Below are 14,538 nucleotides of genomic sequence, written 5' to 3'. Positions count from 1 at the left end.
ATCGCGCCAGCTATGGATTCACGGCGACGCGCTTGAGCTCCGACTGCGGCCGCGCCACGGCGTACATCTCCCAGGCCATCTGCTTGAGCAGGCCCTGGTGGTCCTTGCCTTGGGTGTAAAGGTCCATGTGCGTGCGACCGGGCAGGAAGTGGAAGTCCGACTTCGCGCCCAGGCCGTCGAGCACGGCCTTGAGCCTGTGCGCGGCGCCATCGAGGTAGAACGTGTCCGCGGTGCCGACGACCAGGTGGATCTTGCCGTCCAGGTCTCCCTTGAGCTCGGGCCAGTGCGCCTTCAGGCGACGTGCGATGTCGTAGTGCTCGCTCCAGTAGTCAACCACCGCCGGGTCCACCGCGCCGGTGTCGCGATCGAACATCGGCACCGGGCGGCCATCCGTGCCGCGCGGCGAGAACACCCATTCGAACGAGGCCATCTGGCCGCCGTAGGGGCCCAGCACGCGCTCCAGCCTCGCGAAGGTCTCGTAGGTGGCCAGCACCTTGCCCTCGTCGCGCACCAGCGGGTACGCGGCGCCGTCGGCGCGGTGGTAGACGTTGGCATGCGGGGCGTACAGGTCGACGCCGGTGAAGTCGTGGAAGTCGCTCGGATCGGGCGAAGTCGACCAGGTGCCGCCGAACACCTTCGGATAGCGCGTCTGCAGCCACAACGTGGCCCAGCCGCCGGAGGAATGGCCGGTGAGGAAGCGGCCCGAGGGGCGCGCATCCATGCGGTATCTGCCTTCCAGTGACGGGATCAGCTCGGTGGTCAGCGCCTGGCCCCACGGGCCGTTGTTGACCGAGTCGGCGAACTCGTGGGTGCCCGTCGCACTGGATTCGTCCAGTACCACCCAGATCATCGGCGGCAGCTGCTTCTCGGCCATCGCGCCGAACACCATCGCCGCGGTACCGGCCTGCGTGTGCAGGTCACCGCCGTAGCCGTGGGTCTGGAACACGGTCGGGTACGTGGTCTTGCCCGACGTGTCGTAACCCGGAGGCAGCACTACCCAGCCGCGCATGTGGATCGGCCGCCCCCAGAAAGCACTCAGCGCCGGACTGACGAAATCGATCGGCTGCACCTGCTCGCGTGCCTGTGCCAGGTGCTTCTTCGTCGTCTCGCTCATGTAGCGCGTGGGGAGATCCCACAGCGCGGGCGTGGGCAGGGTTTCGGTGAGCACCAGCGCCGGCGCTGCAGCGCTGGGCAGGTGGACTTCCATCACCGGACTCACCAGATCGCCACCGTTGCGCCCGTGGTAGTTGTAGTCGTGCTGGGTATCCAGGACGGCCTGCACGAGGTAGTCGCCCGGCGGCAGCTTTGAAAACGCCGACGGAAAGGCCTGGTCGTCCGCGTCCAGCAGCACTCCGCCACCGGGCGCCAGGCGTTCGACCTCGCGCGCGGCGACAGCGGTGTCCTTTGGCGCGAACGGGCTGCTCTCCACCTCGGTGACCTTGCCGTCCTTGGCGGCGGCCCTGGCGGCTTTCGCCTCGGTGGCGAACAACAGCAACCGCCCGGTCGTCGGCTTGCCCGCCGACGCCGGCAGGTTGACCTGGAAGAACTGGTGGGTGACCGGTGCCGCCTCGCGCGCGCAGGCGCCGGATGCAAGCAGGCCGGTGAACAGCAGCGCCAGTGCGCCGCGGATGGGGTTCGACATGGCAAGCGCTCCTTGGAAAAGCGATCCGTCGCAGGTTAGCGGGAAGTGCGCGATCTTTTACAGGGAGCGCCCTTGGGCGCGACCGCCATGCCTGGCACAGACGGGATGGTTGGCATTCCGGTCGCGCCCGAGCGCGCTCCTGCAGGACGAGTCCGCGGTGAACAAAAGGGCCGGTTGCCCGGCCCCCTGAAGGTCAATCGTCCGATCCCTTGCCGCCCTTCGCCACCGGCGCCAGGCGCAGGTCCTGGAAGTCGAAGCTGAAATCGGTCAGCGGCGAGATCGGTTCCATGCGTGCCTCGCGCACGTGACCGTCCTCGTCCAGCGCGAAGGTCACGAAGGCATCGGCGTTGAGCGTGCGGTCGTCCCAGCGCACGGTGAAGGTGTCGTGCTGCCAGGGCGTCATCGTGCCGACCAGCTGCGGCGTGTGGCTGAAGCGCATGCGCAGCTTGCCGCCCTCGCGACTGACGATGACGTCGCCGTACCACGGATCGCGGTAGGTGCCGGCGTAATCGGCCAACGGCAACGACGGCTTGCTGTCCTTGTCGCGCGCGGCCTCGTGCTTGGCCATGCTGTCGTCGGCCTTGGCCTGTGCTTTTTTCACCGCCTTGTCGTAGACGGCTACCCAGTCGGTCTTCTTGCCAGCGTTGAGGTAAGCGTCGAGCACGCGATAGGTCACCGCATTGAAGGCCGCACCCGACTCGGCGTTGGTCAGCACCACCACGCCCAGCTTGAGCTCAGGCACCAGCGTCACGCGCGAGACCATGCCCGGCCAGCCACCGGTGTGCCAGACCAACTTTCTGCCCTGGTAGTCGGACAGGAACCAGCTCTCGCCGTAACCGAAGAAGTTGGGCGTCAGCGAGGCGAGCTCGGGCACCTGCGCCTTGTGGATCTCGATCGGCGTGAGCATCGACCACATCTGGCGCTGGCTGTCCTCCGAGAACAGCCGCTTGGGCTTGCCGTCGGCGCCCGTCGTGGGCAGCTCGCCCCCGGCAAGCTGCACGTTCATCCACTTGGCCAGGTCGTGCACGCTGGAATAGATGCCACCGGCGCCCGGGTCGTTGAGCCAGGCCATCGGCGGCACGGGCTTCAGATCCTTGAAGTCGGCCTTGGCATGGCCGGTGGCCACGTCCATGCCGGACATGAGGTAGGTCTTGTCGATCAGCGACTGGTCCATGCCGACCGGCTTGAAGATGTGGTCGCGCACGTAGTCGGCGTAGCTCTGGCCGGAGGCCTGCTCGATCACCAGCGTGGCCACCGCGAACAGGATGTTGTCGTAGGCGTAGCCGGCGCGGAAGCCGTTCTTGATCGGCACCTTGGCCAAGCGCTCGACGACGTCCTTCGTCGTGTAGTTGGTCGGCGGCCAGTACAGCAGGTCGCCGGCACCCAGCGACAGGCCGCTGCGATGCGCCAGCAGGTCACGGATGCGCATCTCGTGCGTGACGTAGGCATCGGACATGCGGAACCACGGAAGGTGTTCGATCACCCGGTCATCCATGTCCAGCTTGCCCTGCTCGGCCAGCTGCTGCAGCGCGGCGGCGGTGAAGGCCTTGGTGTTGGAGGCGATCGCGAATAGCGTGTTCGCATCCACCTTGTCGGTCTTGCCCAGCTCGCGCAGGCCAAAGCCCTGCTCCATCACGACGTGGCCGTCCTTGACGATGGCTACGGCAATGCCCGGCACGTCGAAGGTCTTGCGCGCGCTGTCCACGTAGGCACCGAAGTCGGCCAGTTGCGCAGGCAGCATCGGTCGCGCGGTGTCGCCGGTGGACACCGGTGGCGGCAGCGGCCGCTGCGCCGGCGTCTGCGCCAGCGCTCCGGTGGTCGCGATCAACAGGGCGCAGGCGACCGCCAGGCGGGTGGAAAGAACAGGCTGGGTCATCGAACGGGCTCCGCTTTGAGAACGCCCCACTATCGCGGCAAAACCGGCACGATGCCAGCCTGCCGCGTCCGCTCGACGCCGTGGGCATGGGCTTCGATCCAGGGCGCCAGGGAGATCGACCAGAGGTTGTCCAGGCCGTTGTCCCAAGCATCCATGCGCGCCACGTCGCGGTGGCCCTGTGCCTCGCTGCGCGGGTAATGCACGGGTACGCCGCGCGTGCTGGAGAAATACAGCGTGCGGTGGTCCGGCCCCAGGTGCGAACCCCAGGGCGAGCCCTTGTTCACCTCGTTGCCCAGGTCGGCCGGCGTGCCCCAATGGTCGCCTTCGCGGAAGGCGATCTGGAGCCGGTCGGGCTGATCCTTGTCGGCGTAGTTGGCGTCGAACACGATGAACGATTCGTCCGGCGCGACGGCCGGGTCGAGCTTGTGCGCTGCCTCGTCACCCAACCGCACCTCCACCGGGGCCTGGTAGCTGCCGCCGCGGTACTGCGACCGATAGAGCCGGAAATCGCCATCCGCGCCCGGCGCCTGGAAATACACGCTGCCGTCCGCGACCACGCTCGGCGCGTAGGTCCGGCTGCTGGCGTTGACCGCATCGGGCAAGCGCACCGGCTCGCCCCAGCCATTGCCCTTCCGGTCGACCCGCCACAGATGCCCGCCGGAACCCGGCGCGACCTTGCCGTTGGCCATCACTGCATCCAGCGCCTTGCTGCCCGGTCGATCGGGACGGTTGGAGGTGAAAACGAGGAACGAGCCGTCCGGCGACATCGCCGGATCGTGGTCCAGCCAGCGGCCGGAAAACGGTGCGATCTCGGGCGTCGACCAGCCCGTCGCGGTCCGGTGCGACACCAGGATCGCGGCGTTGGGCCAGCGGATGCGATCGAAGAAAACGGTTTGCCCGTCGGGCGCAAACGCCGCCGAGTCTTCGGCGGCCGGACCGGAAATAATGCCCGGGGCGAAAATTTCGGGTGGCTGCGACGATGCGGCTCGAAGCGGAAACGGAACCAGGCCACAGACGAGGAAGGCGGCCAGCACACTACCGGTCACACGGGACATGCTCGATCCTTGTAGCGCGGGGGAGGAAGCCCCGCACAGATACGCCGGCCCATGAACACCTGCGCGTGCCGCAAGTCACGACGCTCACATGCCTGGCCACGGTGGCATGCCAGGATGGGCGTCCGCCGAAGGAGCACCCCATGACACCGTCCCGCACCGCATCGCCCGCTGGGCCCATCCGCGTCGGCATTGGCGGCTGGACCTTCGCGCCCTGGCGCAACAACTTCTACCCTGCGGGGCTGGTGCAGCGGCGCGAGCTGGAATACGCCAGCCGCCAGCTCCGCGCGATCGAGATCAACGGCACGTTCTACGGCGCGCAGAAGCCGGCCACCTACGCAAAGTGGGCGGCTGAGACGCCCGAAGGCTTCGTGTTCGCGCTCAAGGCGCCGCGTTACGTGGTCGAAAGCAAAAAGCTCGCCGGGGCCGGCAAAGGCATCGAGGCGTTCGTGTACGGCGGCATCGCGGAAATGGGCGATCGCCTCGGGCCGATCAACTGGCAGCTTGGCCCCTCGCGGCCGTTCGACGAGGACGACATCGCCGGCTTCCTCGACGCGCTGCCCCGCGAACTCGACGGCCGGCCGCTGCGCCACGTGCTGGAGGTGCGCCACCGCAGCTTTGCCTGCGAACGCTATGTCGAGCTCGCCCGTGCGCATGGCGTGCCCACCGTGTTCACGGATGCGACGCGCTACCCCTCGTTCGCCGACCTCACCGGCGATTTCGTCTACGCGCGGCTGATGCGCAGCGCCGCCGATGAGCCGGACGGCTATCCTGCCTCGGCGCTGGACACATGGGCCGAACACGCACGCGGCTGGGCGCAGGGCAAGGACCTGACCGAGCTGCCGCACGCCGGTTCGTTGCAACCAGACGCTGCACTGCGGGAAGTGTTCATCTTCTTCATCAGCAGCGCCAAGGAACGCAACCCCGCGGCCGCCATGGCTTTGCAGGCACGTGTCGACGCGCGCTGAAGAGTGGCCTGAGAGGATGTTTACAGTCGCTTGCCCCTCGCGTCACGGCGCTTGAGGCAGGCTGGAAACTGTCGCAACGACGACGATTTCCCCCACTGCCCAGGAGGTCCCCCATGACCATTCAATCGACCGGCATGAACTCGACCAACACTACCCGCGCAGGCATGGGCACCGGCCCCGTGCTCGCCTCGAGCACGCTCAGTGGCGAGAACGTTCGCAACGCCTCCGGCGAGGATCTGGGCGAGATCAAGGACCTCATGATCGACACCGCCAGCGGCACCATCCAGTACGCCGTGCTGACCTTCGGCGGCGTCTTGGGCATGGGCAACAAGTTGTTCGCGGTGCCGTGGAACGCGATGCGCCTGGACACCGAGAACCATTGCCTGGTGCTTGATGTTCCCAAGGAACGCCTGAAGGACGCACCGGGTTTCGATCAGGACAACTGGCCGGACTTCGCCGATACCACGTTCACCAACCGCATCAGCAGCTACTACCACTGAGGCGTCGAGCCTGGCTCCATACGAGGGCGTCGCGATCGCGGCGCCCTCGTCGCGTGCGCTCCCCATTACACTGCCCGCCCCAGCCAGTCGCACGCCATCCATGCAAACGCTTACCTTTCAGCTCGACCGGGACCACGTCGAGCTCAACCAGCTGCTGAAACTCGTGGGGCTATGCGACAGCGGCGGCGCCGGCAAGATGCTGGTGGCCAGTGGTCAGGTCCATGTAGATGGACAGCAGGAACTGCGCAAGACCTGCAAGATCCACGCGGGGCAGACCGTGAGCCTGGGCGACGTGGAAATACACGTGTCCTGAGGACCTCCGTGCAGGGGCCCACTCGTGGGCGACGCTTCACGGGCACAACCTGTAACCACGGCGCCCCCTCCAGCGAACAACCGGTAAGCCACGCGCATCCGTTCCCGGCATGCATCCGTAGCTTCCCCTGACCCGTTGCGAGGTGTTGCCATGCCAGCTCGATGGATTGCCCTGATCTCCCTGGCCGGCGCCATGCTGGCCGGCTGCAGCGTTCCCGGTTCGGCATCGGCCGATGCCGCTCATCTACCCGATCCACGCCTGGATCCCGCACCGTCCCGACCCGGCGAGCAGATCGCGGTGTTTGCAGGCGGCTGTTTCTGGGGTGTCGAGGCGGTGTTCGACCACGTTCGCGGCGTGCGCGAGGCCTGGTCCGGTTACAGCGGCGGGGCCGCCGACACCGCCACTTACGAGCAGGTCAGCGACGGCGATACCGGACATGCCGAATCGGTCAAGGTGATCTACGACCCGGCCAAGGTCAGCTACGGGCAGCTGCTGAAGGTGTTCTTCTCGGTCGCGCACGATCCCACCCAACTCGACCGCCAGGGACCGGACGTGGGCAACCAGTACCGCTCGGTGGTTTTCTACGCCACGCCCCAGCAGCAACGGGTGGCCGATGCCTACATCGCCCAGCTCACCGCGGCGCATGCCTTCGCTGCGCCGATCGTCACCCAGGTCGTGCCGCTGAAAGCGTTCTACGCGGCCGAGGGCTACCACCAGAATTTTGCCGCGCAGCATCCGGACAACACCTACATCGTCTTCAACGACGCGCCCAAGGTGGCGCACCTGAAGCAATGGCTGCCGACGCTCTACCGGCCGCAGCAGCAGATGGTCCAAGTGCGCCTGCGCTGACGGGTGATCGCCGGCGGCCATGGCGCCGCTCACCGATGCCCCAGGGTGGGCTTCGGCCCACCGCTCTTACGTGCATCGGAGCCGGTGGGCTGAAGCCCACCTACGGGAACGCACAATTCAGTGCGCGGGGGGCACGAGCCGCAGCTTGGCCGAACCAGGGCGGTGGCCGGGGCGCAGCATACGCTCGATCTCCTGCACCTCCAGCGCGCGCGCATAGAGGTAGCCCTGGCCTTCGGTGCAACCGGCGCGCAGCAGGAACTCGTGCTGCGCCTCGGTCTCGATGCCTTCGGCAATGGCGCACAGACCCAGCCGCTTGGACAGGGCCAGCATCGCCTCGACGATGGCCGCGTCGTGTGAACTGCCCGGCAATCCGTCGACGAAGCTCTTGTCGATCTTGAGGAAGGCGATCGCCGGCAATTTCAGATAGGCCATCGAGGAATAGCCGGTACCGAAGTCGTCGATCGCCACGCCCACGCCCAACGCATGCAGCGCGTTCATGGTGCGCTCCATCTCGTCGCCCAGGCGCAGGATCGCGCCCTCGGTGATCTCCAGCAGCAGGCGCTGCGGCGCGACCTGCTCGGCGACCAGCCAGCGACGCACGTCCTCGACGAAATGCGGCGCACCATAAGAGCCGGCGGAAATATTCACCGCGACGCGGATCGGCGGCATGCCCTCCGCATCCCATTGGCGCATCTGCCGGGCCACGGCCTGCAGCACCCAATCGTCGACGTGGCGGATCAGGCCCAGCTTCTCGGCCATCGGGATGAATTCGGCCGGCGACACGTCGCCGCGTGCCGGATGACGCCAGCGCAGCAGCGCCTCGACCGCGACCACTTTGCCGTTGCGCAGATCCACGCTCGGCTGGTAGACCAGCCGGAACTCGCCACGCGCCAGCGCCTGGCGCAATTCCGCCGCCAGCGCCAGGCGCTTGCGCGCATCGGCCTGCATCATCGGCGAGTAGAAACGGTAGGTGTTGCGTTCCTGCGTCTTGGCCGCGTACATGGCGGCGTCGGCGTTGGCGATCAGGGTGACCGGATCGCTGCCGTCGAGCGGATAGCCGGCGATGCCGATACTGGCGCTCAGCGCCACTTCGTACTCGCCCACCTTCATCGGTTCGCCCAGCACGGCCAGCAGCCGTTGCGCCAGCGTGCTGGCCTGTTCGCGCGAAACCAGTTTGCCGATCAGCACGGTGAACTCGTCGCCGCCGATGCGCCCGGCGACGTCGTGTTCGCCCAGGTCGCGGCTGATGCGCTCGGCCACGTGCACCAGCAGGCGGTCGCCGATGGCGTGGCTGTAGCTGTCGTTGACGACCTTGAAGGCGTCCAGGTCGATGAACAGCACCGCCACCGCGCCGTGCTCGCGGTCGGCCGTGTTGAGCGCGAGCGCGCATTGGCGCTCGAACTCGGCGCGGTTGGCCAGCCCGGTCAACGGGTCATGGGTGGCAAGGTGCTCCAGCCGGCGCTGGTTGGCCTTGGTGGTGCTGATATTGGTGAACACCGCGACGTAGTGCTGCACGCGTTCGTCCATGTCGCGGATCACGCTGATGCTGAGCAGCTCGGGATAGACGCTGCCATCGGCACGCTGGCTGTGCACCTCGCCGAGCCAGTTGCCGCCCCCTTCCAGGGTTTCCCATACCGACGGCGGCAGCGGACTGTCGTCGGGCAAACGGCGGGTTTCGTCGAAGCGGCGGCCCAGCATCTCCTGCAGCGACAGCCCCGTAATGGCTACGTGCGCCGCGTTGACCGAGAGTACCCGGCGCGCGGCATCGGCGATGATCACGCCCTCGGCAATGCTGGCCAGCGCCTCGGCGGCAATGCGCCGCTCCTGCTCCAGGCTGATGCGTTCGGAAATGTCGCGGACGATCGCCTGGCGCACTTGCCGTTCGCCCCAGCGCACCAGGCTGCTCTGGGTTTCCACCGGCCGGGAGGATTCTCCGCCGCCGCGCAACGCGCCCTGGGTGATGCCCTCCCCGTGCGGCTGTCCACGCTCGAACAGCGCGGCGAAGGGCATGCCCAGGAGTTCCTGTTGCCCACGCCCGGTCCATTCGGCCGCCTTGTGGTTGGCATCCAGGATGCGGCCGCCCTGCTCGTCCACCATGACGATCGCGTCCGGTGCCCGATCGAACAGCAGCCGGTAGCGCTCTTCGGTGCCGCGCATGTTGGCCAGCACGCGCCTGGCCATCCACAGCCACAGCAGCGTCGCCAGGCAGGTGGCCCCGAAGATGGTCGAGTACAGCACCCGGCCCATCCACACCGCACCGTGGGCCACTTCCTGCGAAAACACCTTGGCGCGGGGTTCGATGTAATCGTTCAGCGCGCGGATGCGCGCCTGCTGGCGCGCGATGCTGGCCGGATCCATCGCGCCGCGCGCGTGGGCCGCCTGCAATTCGCGGGCGATCGTGTCCAGTTCGGCAACCTGGCGGTCGACCGACCGCCACGCCGCGAGCGCCTCCTTCATGTAGGGCCCGGAGGCGAAATGGTCGAGCATGAAGATCACGCCGGGCACGGCGGACTGCATGGTGTTGACCCGCACCAGGGCGTCGGCCACGGCGGCGCGGTCATAGTCGCCGGTGGCCACCACGTCGCGCGTCCAGCGATCGATGCGCAGGATGTCGTAGTTGCGGCGGTAGGCGGCAAGGTCCGCCGGACTGCCACTGGCGGCATAGTTGCGCAGGTCGATGACCGACTGTTTCTGCGCTTTCGACCAGATGCTCTCGCCGTTGAGGAACCCGGCGAGAGCAACCTGGACCTGCAACGCACCCCAGGTAAAGGCCAGGATCAAGCCGATGACGGCCGCAAGTCCCCATGCCAACGGCAACAGACGCCGGGGCAGTGAGGACAAGCTGGGCACGGCAGCAGGCATCTGGTCCCTTATCCTGTGGCTGACCCGCGCAATTCTACGGGTGATTGTTCAACTTTCATGCGCCATCAAGCCGCTGCCTCGTTCACGGTTCCGTAAACGCGCGCCCGGCCGATGCAGCGATCGGCAAGGATCCGCATGCCGACGTAACTGCGCTTGACGCACTCGGTCAGGTGGTCCACTTCATCGGCAGCCGGGGCCGTTCCCTTGAGGGTACAGACGATCTCCAGCGCCTCCCAGGGGTGGGTGTCGTCATAGGCGGCGTGCAACTGCAACCAGCGCAGGCTCTGCACGCGCTTGTCCGAAGGCATGCTCTGGGCATAGGTGGCGCTGTCGTAGATCAGCTGCGACCACTCGCCGGTGGCGCCTTCGACCGCATAGTTGGTCGCCACGATGCCGGCGGCCAGGCTGTCATGCTCGCTGACCTCCTCGCACCAGTCGGCCAGGACCTGGGTGCCCTGCGCGCGCTCGCCGTAGAGCACGTCCCAGCGCGGCACGCCGGCACCCTCGGACCAGTTGAGCCAGTGGTCGGCGTGGTTCTGCTCGACGCGGATGTTGCGCACCAGCCAGCGCCTGGCCATGTTGTCGCCGGGACTGCGCCCGTACTGGGTCTTGAGCAGGTTGCGCGCCATGTAGGCGGGGAAGCGCTCGATCACCGGCCAGATGCCTGCCATGAAGTCGCGGGTGCCCTGCCGGTCGAGCTTGACCTCTCGCATCAGGTCCCACAGCTCGTGGCGGATGACGCTCTGCTTGGTCTCCTCGCAGGCGCCTACCATGTCCTGCGCCCACTGCGGATAGCTGGAAATTTCGGTCAGGGGGCCGGTGCGTTCAAAACGATTATTCATTGCGTTGCTCCTCTCGGGGTGTGCTGCGAAGCGTTCGATCCAGGTCGCCCGGGCACGGGCACCCGCTCCCCCGGTTCGCAGCGCGCCGGGGAAATCCATGGTTTCAATCGGTCGTCTCATGAATGGCGAATGCGCACGCGCCCGTGTGGGCCGTTCACGCCCGAGAAGGAATCAACATTGCCATATCCCGATCTTCGCGCCGAACGCCGGCGCTTGCGTCAAGACGGTGTGCTTGGGTGGATGTCCGGGATCAATGGCGGGTGCGCTGCTCGGCGGCAAGCGCCGAGGCCACGTCGCGCGCGTAGGTGCGGGAGGTGCGCACAAGGAGCAGCAGGCCCGCAACAGCGAGCGGCGCCAGCATCGCCAGGAAGGCGAGGCCCAGCCCCGCCGCGCCGCCGGCCTGCACGTGGCCGGCAAAGCGGGCCGACACGTAACCGAACAACGGCGGCGCGACCGCTTCCAGCGCAAAGCGGAAGGTCGCCCGCACGCCTTCGGCCCGCCCCCACAGTGCCGAGGGCATCACGTCCAGGCGCGCGGCGTCCACGGCGGGGTTGGCGCCGCCGATGCCCGCCGCTGCGAGGAAGAAGAATGGCGCGGCCAGCCACAACGAGCCGATCAGCAGGCCAGGCAGGAAGGCAGCCGTCGCCAGCAGGTAGGCTCCGGCCGCCACCAGCACCCGCCCGGTCAGGCGACCGCGATCGATCAGCCGGTCGCCCAGGCGCCCGGCCAGCAGCACGCCGACGATGGCGCCCAGACCGAGCAGCACCGCCAGGCTGCTGGCCACCGACTGGCCGAGTTCGAAACGCCCACGCATGAACACGATGGCGAAGGTGCGCAGCCCGGTGAAGTAGAAGTAGCCCAGCGCCGAGGCGACGATCAGCGTGCGGTAGGTCGGCACCGCCAATACGTAGCGCACCGCGCGCCAGAGCGAGGCGGAGGCCGGGTTCATCGTCATCAGCGCGTGGCGGGGACGCACGCCCCGCCAGCGGATCACCCGCCGCAGCGAACCGCTGTCCGCCGCACTGCCGGTCGATGCCTGGCCGGGTTCGTCCTCGACGGGCACGCGGCGGGCGCCGACGGGGATGCGGCTTTTTCCGCCGCGCGAGGGTTCGGGCAGGCAACGCCACAGCACCACTGCCAGCACGAAACCTAGCCCGGCCAGCACGAAGAACGCCGCGCGCCAGGACCACCAGGCGGCGACGTTGCCGCAGACGAGGAAGCCGAACGCCACGCCCAGAAGTTCGCCCGCGAGCACGTAGCCGAAGATGCGCCCGCGCTCCCCGGGCCGGAAGAAATCGCCGGTCAGCGAGGTCACCGCAGGCGAGGCGGCCGAGGCGACCACGCCCAGCGCCAGGCGGCTCAGCAACAGCATCGAATAGGAACCCGCCAGGCCGCTCAACAGCATGGCCGCCGACCACACCACCAGCGTGATCGCCAACAGGCGCACGCGCCGCACGCGGTCGACCAGTGCGCCGAATGGCAGCGTCACCACGGCGGCGATCGCGGTCGAGGCGGTCACCAGCCAGCCGATCTGGAGATTCCCGATATCCAGCGCCGACTTCATCGGCGCGGCCACCGCGCCCACGGTCGCCTTGTCGGCGGCATCCAGCGACAACACGCAGGCCAGCAACACGATCACTTTCAGCCGTGCGCGGCCGCCTGCCAGCTCGTCCAGAGGCCGCTCGATGTCCTGGCGCAACCACCGGCGCAGCCTGCCTGCCGGCGCGGCGGCGCGCGCGTCGCTGTTCGATGGGGCCATGCCGTGATCCTGTGGATTACGCGGGCGTCCACCCTCGCGCGCCTCACGAAACATTCTCGAGCGGGCGCCCGCCCGACCCGGCGCGATTTCCGCCGCGTGTGCGGCCGGCCGATTCCGGCACCTGTGCCGCCAAAGGCGCGTCAACGGCTCGGACGCGCTCGGGCCCCGTGGCGTGTGCTGGCTGGGCCCCACGCGCTGGCGCCCCTGGACCACACCGGCGATACCGGCCATCGCCACCATCGACGGCGGCCGCGGCGGCCTGCTGGGCGCGCCTTTGATTGCCGACGGTCCGGCGATCAGCCAGATGGTCCGAGGCCGCTGGTCGACCGCGTCGGGACGACGCCGCTGATGCTCGGCGGCATCCCCACGCGGCAGGAACGGAAGCGTGGATCATGTCGTCTGCGAAAAGGCGATCCGGCGCCGTGCCCTGCCCTGTCCGGCGGCACCGGGTTTCGATCGCGGACCTCGCGGCAGTGCGCTGCAGCGGGGGCGACGGTGCCGTCCCCGGGTTCAACCCTGCACGCCGGCCACCACCATCCAGGACACGCCGAACCGGTCGACCACCATGCCGAAGCTGGAGGCGAAGAAGCTGGGGCCCAGTGGCTGCTGCACCTGGCCGCCGGCGGCCAGCGCGTCGAACAGCTTGCGCGCCTGCGCGTCGTCGTCGGCGGCGATGGAAAGCGACACGCCTTTGAACTCCGGTCGACCGTTGGCGAAACCGTCCGAGGCCATCACCACGGTCTGGCCGATCTGCAGCGCGGCGTGCATCACCTTGTCCGCGGGCGGCATCTGGCCGCCGGGGCAGCCAGCGTCGCCCGGCGGCGCGTCGGCGTAGTGCATCAGCGCGATCACCTGCGCGCCGAGCGAATCGCGGTAGAACGCCACGGCTTCTTCGCAGCGGCCATCGAAAAACAGGTAGGGCTGGACTTGCATGGGCATTTCCTCGTCGGGAATGAGTGGGCCTGCGTCATTCCGACGAGCGGGCCGGCCGGATTTCGACACCCGCGCCAAGCCAGCCCTTCAAGGGAAAAAGCGGCCTAGCGGGTCGAGACCGGCACCCGTTCCTTTGTCCCTGTGAGTTGGCACGACAGCGCGTAAAGCACGCGCAGGTCCTGCGCATCCAGCGTATCGCCGTCCATGCCCCGGAAATGATGGTGGAACGAGCGCACCGCCGCCGGACGATCGTCCAGCGGATAGCCCACCAGTGCCAGCGCCATCCACGGATCGAAGCCAAGCGGCGGGTCGATCAGCAGCCCTTGCGGCCACAGGCCGAAGCCCGCCTCGGCCAGGCGCTGCCAGGGAAACAGCGGGCCGGGGTCGTCCTTGCGGCCGGGCGCGAGGTCTTCGTGACCGATGATCTGCGTGGGCGGGATGTGCAAGCGCGTGGTGAGGTCGGCCAGCAGGCGCAGCAGGCTGTCGATCTGCGCCTGAGCGAAGGGCGAATGCCCGTTGTTGTCCAGCTCGATGCCGATCGAGGCCGAGTTGAGGTCGGTGATAGTGCCCCAGTGCCCCGGTCCGGCCTGCCAGGCGCGCTTGTCGTCGGCGACCAGCTGGTAGATCCCGCCATCGCTGCCGATCAGGTAGTGCGCGCTTACCGGCCCGCCGCTGTTGGCCGTGCGCAAGGTGTGCAGGCTCTCCTGCACCGAGCCCTGGTCGGTGAAGTGGATGACGATCGCCACCGGTCGGCGCTGGTCGTAGTTGGGCGAGGGCACCCAGTGCGCCATCGGGTTGCGTACGGGGCCGCAGGCGGCCAGCAGCACGGCCAGCAACAGAAGACAGCTCACGCGAAACAGGGGCGCGCGCCCGAAGCGGATGAAGGACACGGCAGTCGCCAGTGGGGAAGGCATCGCCCGAACCTGCCGCAGCAGCTTGGTA

Annotated in this window: 12 protein-coding genes; 4 read left to right on the top strand and 8 right to left on the bottom strand. The window is 68.0% G+C overall.

Features of this window, described 5'->3' with window-relative positions; translation table 11 throughout:
• Positions 1-10 precede the first annotated feature (10 nt).
• The 3 genes from ACFWZ1_RS08230 to ACFWZ1_RS08220 form a co-directional block, all read right to left on the bottom strand.
• Positions 11-1,642, bottom strand: coding sequence for an alpha/beta hydrolase (locus tag ACFWZ1_RS08230; RefSeq protein WP_439666035.1), 1,632 nt, complete (start codon positions 1,640-1,642; stop codon positions 11-13).
• Positions 1,643-1,835: 193 nt separating this feature from the next.
• Positions 1,836-3,518: a serine hydrolase gene (locus ACFWZ1_RS08225; RefSeq protein ID WP_439666034.1), complete on the bottom strand. Its 1,683-nt coding sequence runs from the start codon at positions 3,516-3,518 to the stop codon at positions 1,836-1,838.
• A gap of 29 nt (positions 3,519-3,547) precedes the next feature.
• Complete coding sequence (locus tag ACFWZ1_RS08220) at positions 3,548-4,573, bottom strand: hypothetical protein (protein ID WP_439666033.1); 1,026 nt, start codon at positions 4,571-4,573, stop codon at positions 3,548-3,550.
• A gap of 140 nt (positions 4,574-4,713) precedes the next feature.
• On the opposite strand from ACFWZ1_RS08220, the gene ACFWZ1_RS08215 reads away from it, so the two are divergent.
• The 4 genes from ACFWZ1_RS08215 (at position 4,714) to msrA (ending at position 7,200) form a co-directional block, all read left to right on the top strand.
• Positions 4,714-5,538: a DUF72 domain-containing protein gene (locus tag ACFWZ1_RS08215; RefSeq protein WP_231325447.1), complete on the top strand. Its 825-nt coding sequence runs from the start codon at positions 4,714-4,716 to the stop codon at positions 5,536-5,538.
• A gap of 113 nt (positions 5,539-5,651) precedes the next feature.
• Complete coding sequence (locus ACFWZ1_RS08210) at positions 5,652-6,038, top strand: PRC-barrel domain-containing protein (RefSeq protein ID WP_231325445.1); 387 nt, start codon at positions 5,652-5,654, stop codon at positions 6,036-6,038.
• Positions 6,039-6,138: 100 nt separating this feature from the next.
• Positions 6,139-6,351, top strand: coding sequence for an RNA-binding S4 domain-containing protein (locus ACFWZ1_RS08205; RefSeq protein WP_231325443.1), 213 nt, complete (start codon positions 6,139-6,141; stop codon positions 6,349-6,351).
• 150 nt (positions 6,352-6,501) lie between these two features.
• Entirely contained in the window at positions 6,502-7,200 is a 699-nt protein-coding gene (gene msrA, locus ACFWZ1_RS08200) for a peptide-methionine (S)-S-oxide reductase MsrA (RefSeq protein ID WP_231325441.1), read from the top strand.
• A 117-nt stretch (positions 7,201-7,317) separates the two neighbouring features.
• Here msrA and ACFWZ1_RS08195 read toward each other — a convergent pair whose 3' ends face one another.
• The 5 genes from ACFWZ1_RS08195 to ACFWZ1_RS08175 form a co-directional block, all read right to left on the bottom strand.
• Positions 7,318-10,041 carry a putative bifunctional diguanylate cyclase/phosphodiesterase gene (locus tag ACFWZ1_RS08195; RefSeq protein ID WP_439666032.1) on the bottom strand — a complete coding sequence of 908 codons (2,724 nt, stop codon included), beginning with the start codon at positions 10,039-10,041 and terminating at the stop codon, positions 7,318-7,320.
• Between the two features lie 86 nt (positions 10,042-10,127).
• Positions 10,128-10,904, bottom strand: a complete 777-nt coding sequence (locus ACFWZ1_RS08190) for a TenA family transcriptional regulator (protein WP_439666031.1) — start codon at positions 10,902-10,904, stop codon at positions 10,128-10,130.
• A 250-nt stretch (positions 10,905-11,154) separates the two neighbouring features.
• Complete coding sequence (locus ACFWZ1_RS08185; RefSeq protein ID WP_439666030.1) at positions 11,155-12,663, bottom strand: MFS transporter; 1,509 nt, start codon at positions 12,661-12,663, stop codon at positions 11,155-11,157.
• Positions 12,664-13,173: 510 nt separating this feature from the next.
• Positions 13,174-13,596: a VOC family protein gene (locus ACFWZ1_RS08180; RefSeq protein WP_231325432.1), complete on the bottom strand. Its 423-nt coding sequence runs from the start codon at positions 13,594-13,596 to the stop codon at positions 13,174-13,176.
• Positions 13,597-13,700: 104 nt separating this feature from the next.
• Positions 13,701-14,510, bottom strand: a complete 810-nt coding sequence (locus tag ACFWZ1_RS08175) for an N-acetylmuramoyl-L-alanine amidase (RefSeq protein ID WP_439666029.1) — start codon at positions 14,508-14,510, stop codon at positions 13,701-13,703.
• Between the last annotated feature and the right edge of the window lie 28 nt (positions 14,511-14,538).

Source organism: Frateuria sp. GZRe14, assembly GCF_051900395.1.
GTDB classification, from domain to species: domain Bacteria; phylum Pseudomonadota; class Gammaproteobacteria; order Xanthomonadales; family Rhodanobacteraceae; genus Frateuria_A; species Frateuria_A edaphi.
Note: the sequence above shows the minus strand (reverse complement) of the source record. Positions and strands in the feature narration are given on the sequence as shown.

Bases quoted from the DNA above. Each gene is read 5' to 3' on its own strand.
- ACFWZ1_RS08230 (WP_439666035.1), bottom strand. From the start codon at position 1,642: ATGTCGAACCCCATCCGCGGCGCACTGGCGCTGCTGTTCACCGGCCTG.
- ACFWZ1_RS08225 (WP_439666034.1), bottom strand. From the start codon at position 3,518: ATGACCCAGCCTGTTCTTTCCACCCGCCTGGCGGTCGCCTGCGCCCTG.
- ACFWZ1_RS08220 (WP_439666033.1), bottom strand. From the start codon at position 4,573: ATGTCCCGTGTGACCGGTAGTGTGCTGGCCGCCTTCCTCGTCTGTGGC.
- ACFWZ1_RS08215 (WP_231325447.1), top strand. From the start codon at position 4,714: ATGACACCGTCCCGCACCGCATCGCCCGCTGGGCCCATCCGCGTCGGC.
- ACFWZ1_RS08210 (WP_231325445.1), top strand. From the start codon at position 5,652: ATGACCATTCAATCGACCGGCATGAACTCGACCAACACTACCCGCGCA.
- ACFWZ1_RS08205 (WP_231325443.1), top strand. From the start codon at position 6,139: ATGCAAACGCTTACCTTTCAGCTCGACCGGGACCACGTCGAGCTCAAC.
- msrA (WP_231325441.1), top strand. From the start codon at position 6,502: ATGCCAGCTCGATGGATTGCCCTGATCTCCCTGGCCGGCGCCATGCTG.
- ACFWZ1_RS08190 (WP_439666031.1), bottom strand. From the start codon at position 10,904: ATGAATAATCGTTTTGAACGCACCGGCCCCCTGACCGAAATTTCCAGC.
- ACFWZ1_RS08185 (WP_439666030.1), bottom strand. From the start codon at position 12,663: ATGGCCCCATCGAACAGCGACGCGCGCGCCGCCGCGCCGGCAGGCAGG.
- ACFWZ1_RS08180 (WP_231325432.1), bottom strand. From the start codon at position 13,596: ATGCAAGTCCAGCCCTACCTGTTTTTCGATGGCCGCTGCGAAGAAGCC.
- ACFWZ1_RS08175 (WP_439666029.1), bottom strand. From the start codon at position 14,510: ATGCCTTCCCCACTGGCGACTGCCGTGTCCTTCATCCGCTTCGGGCGC.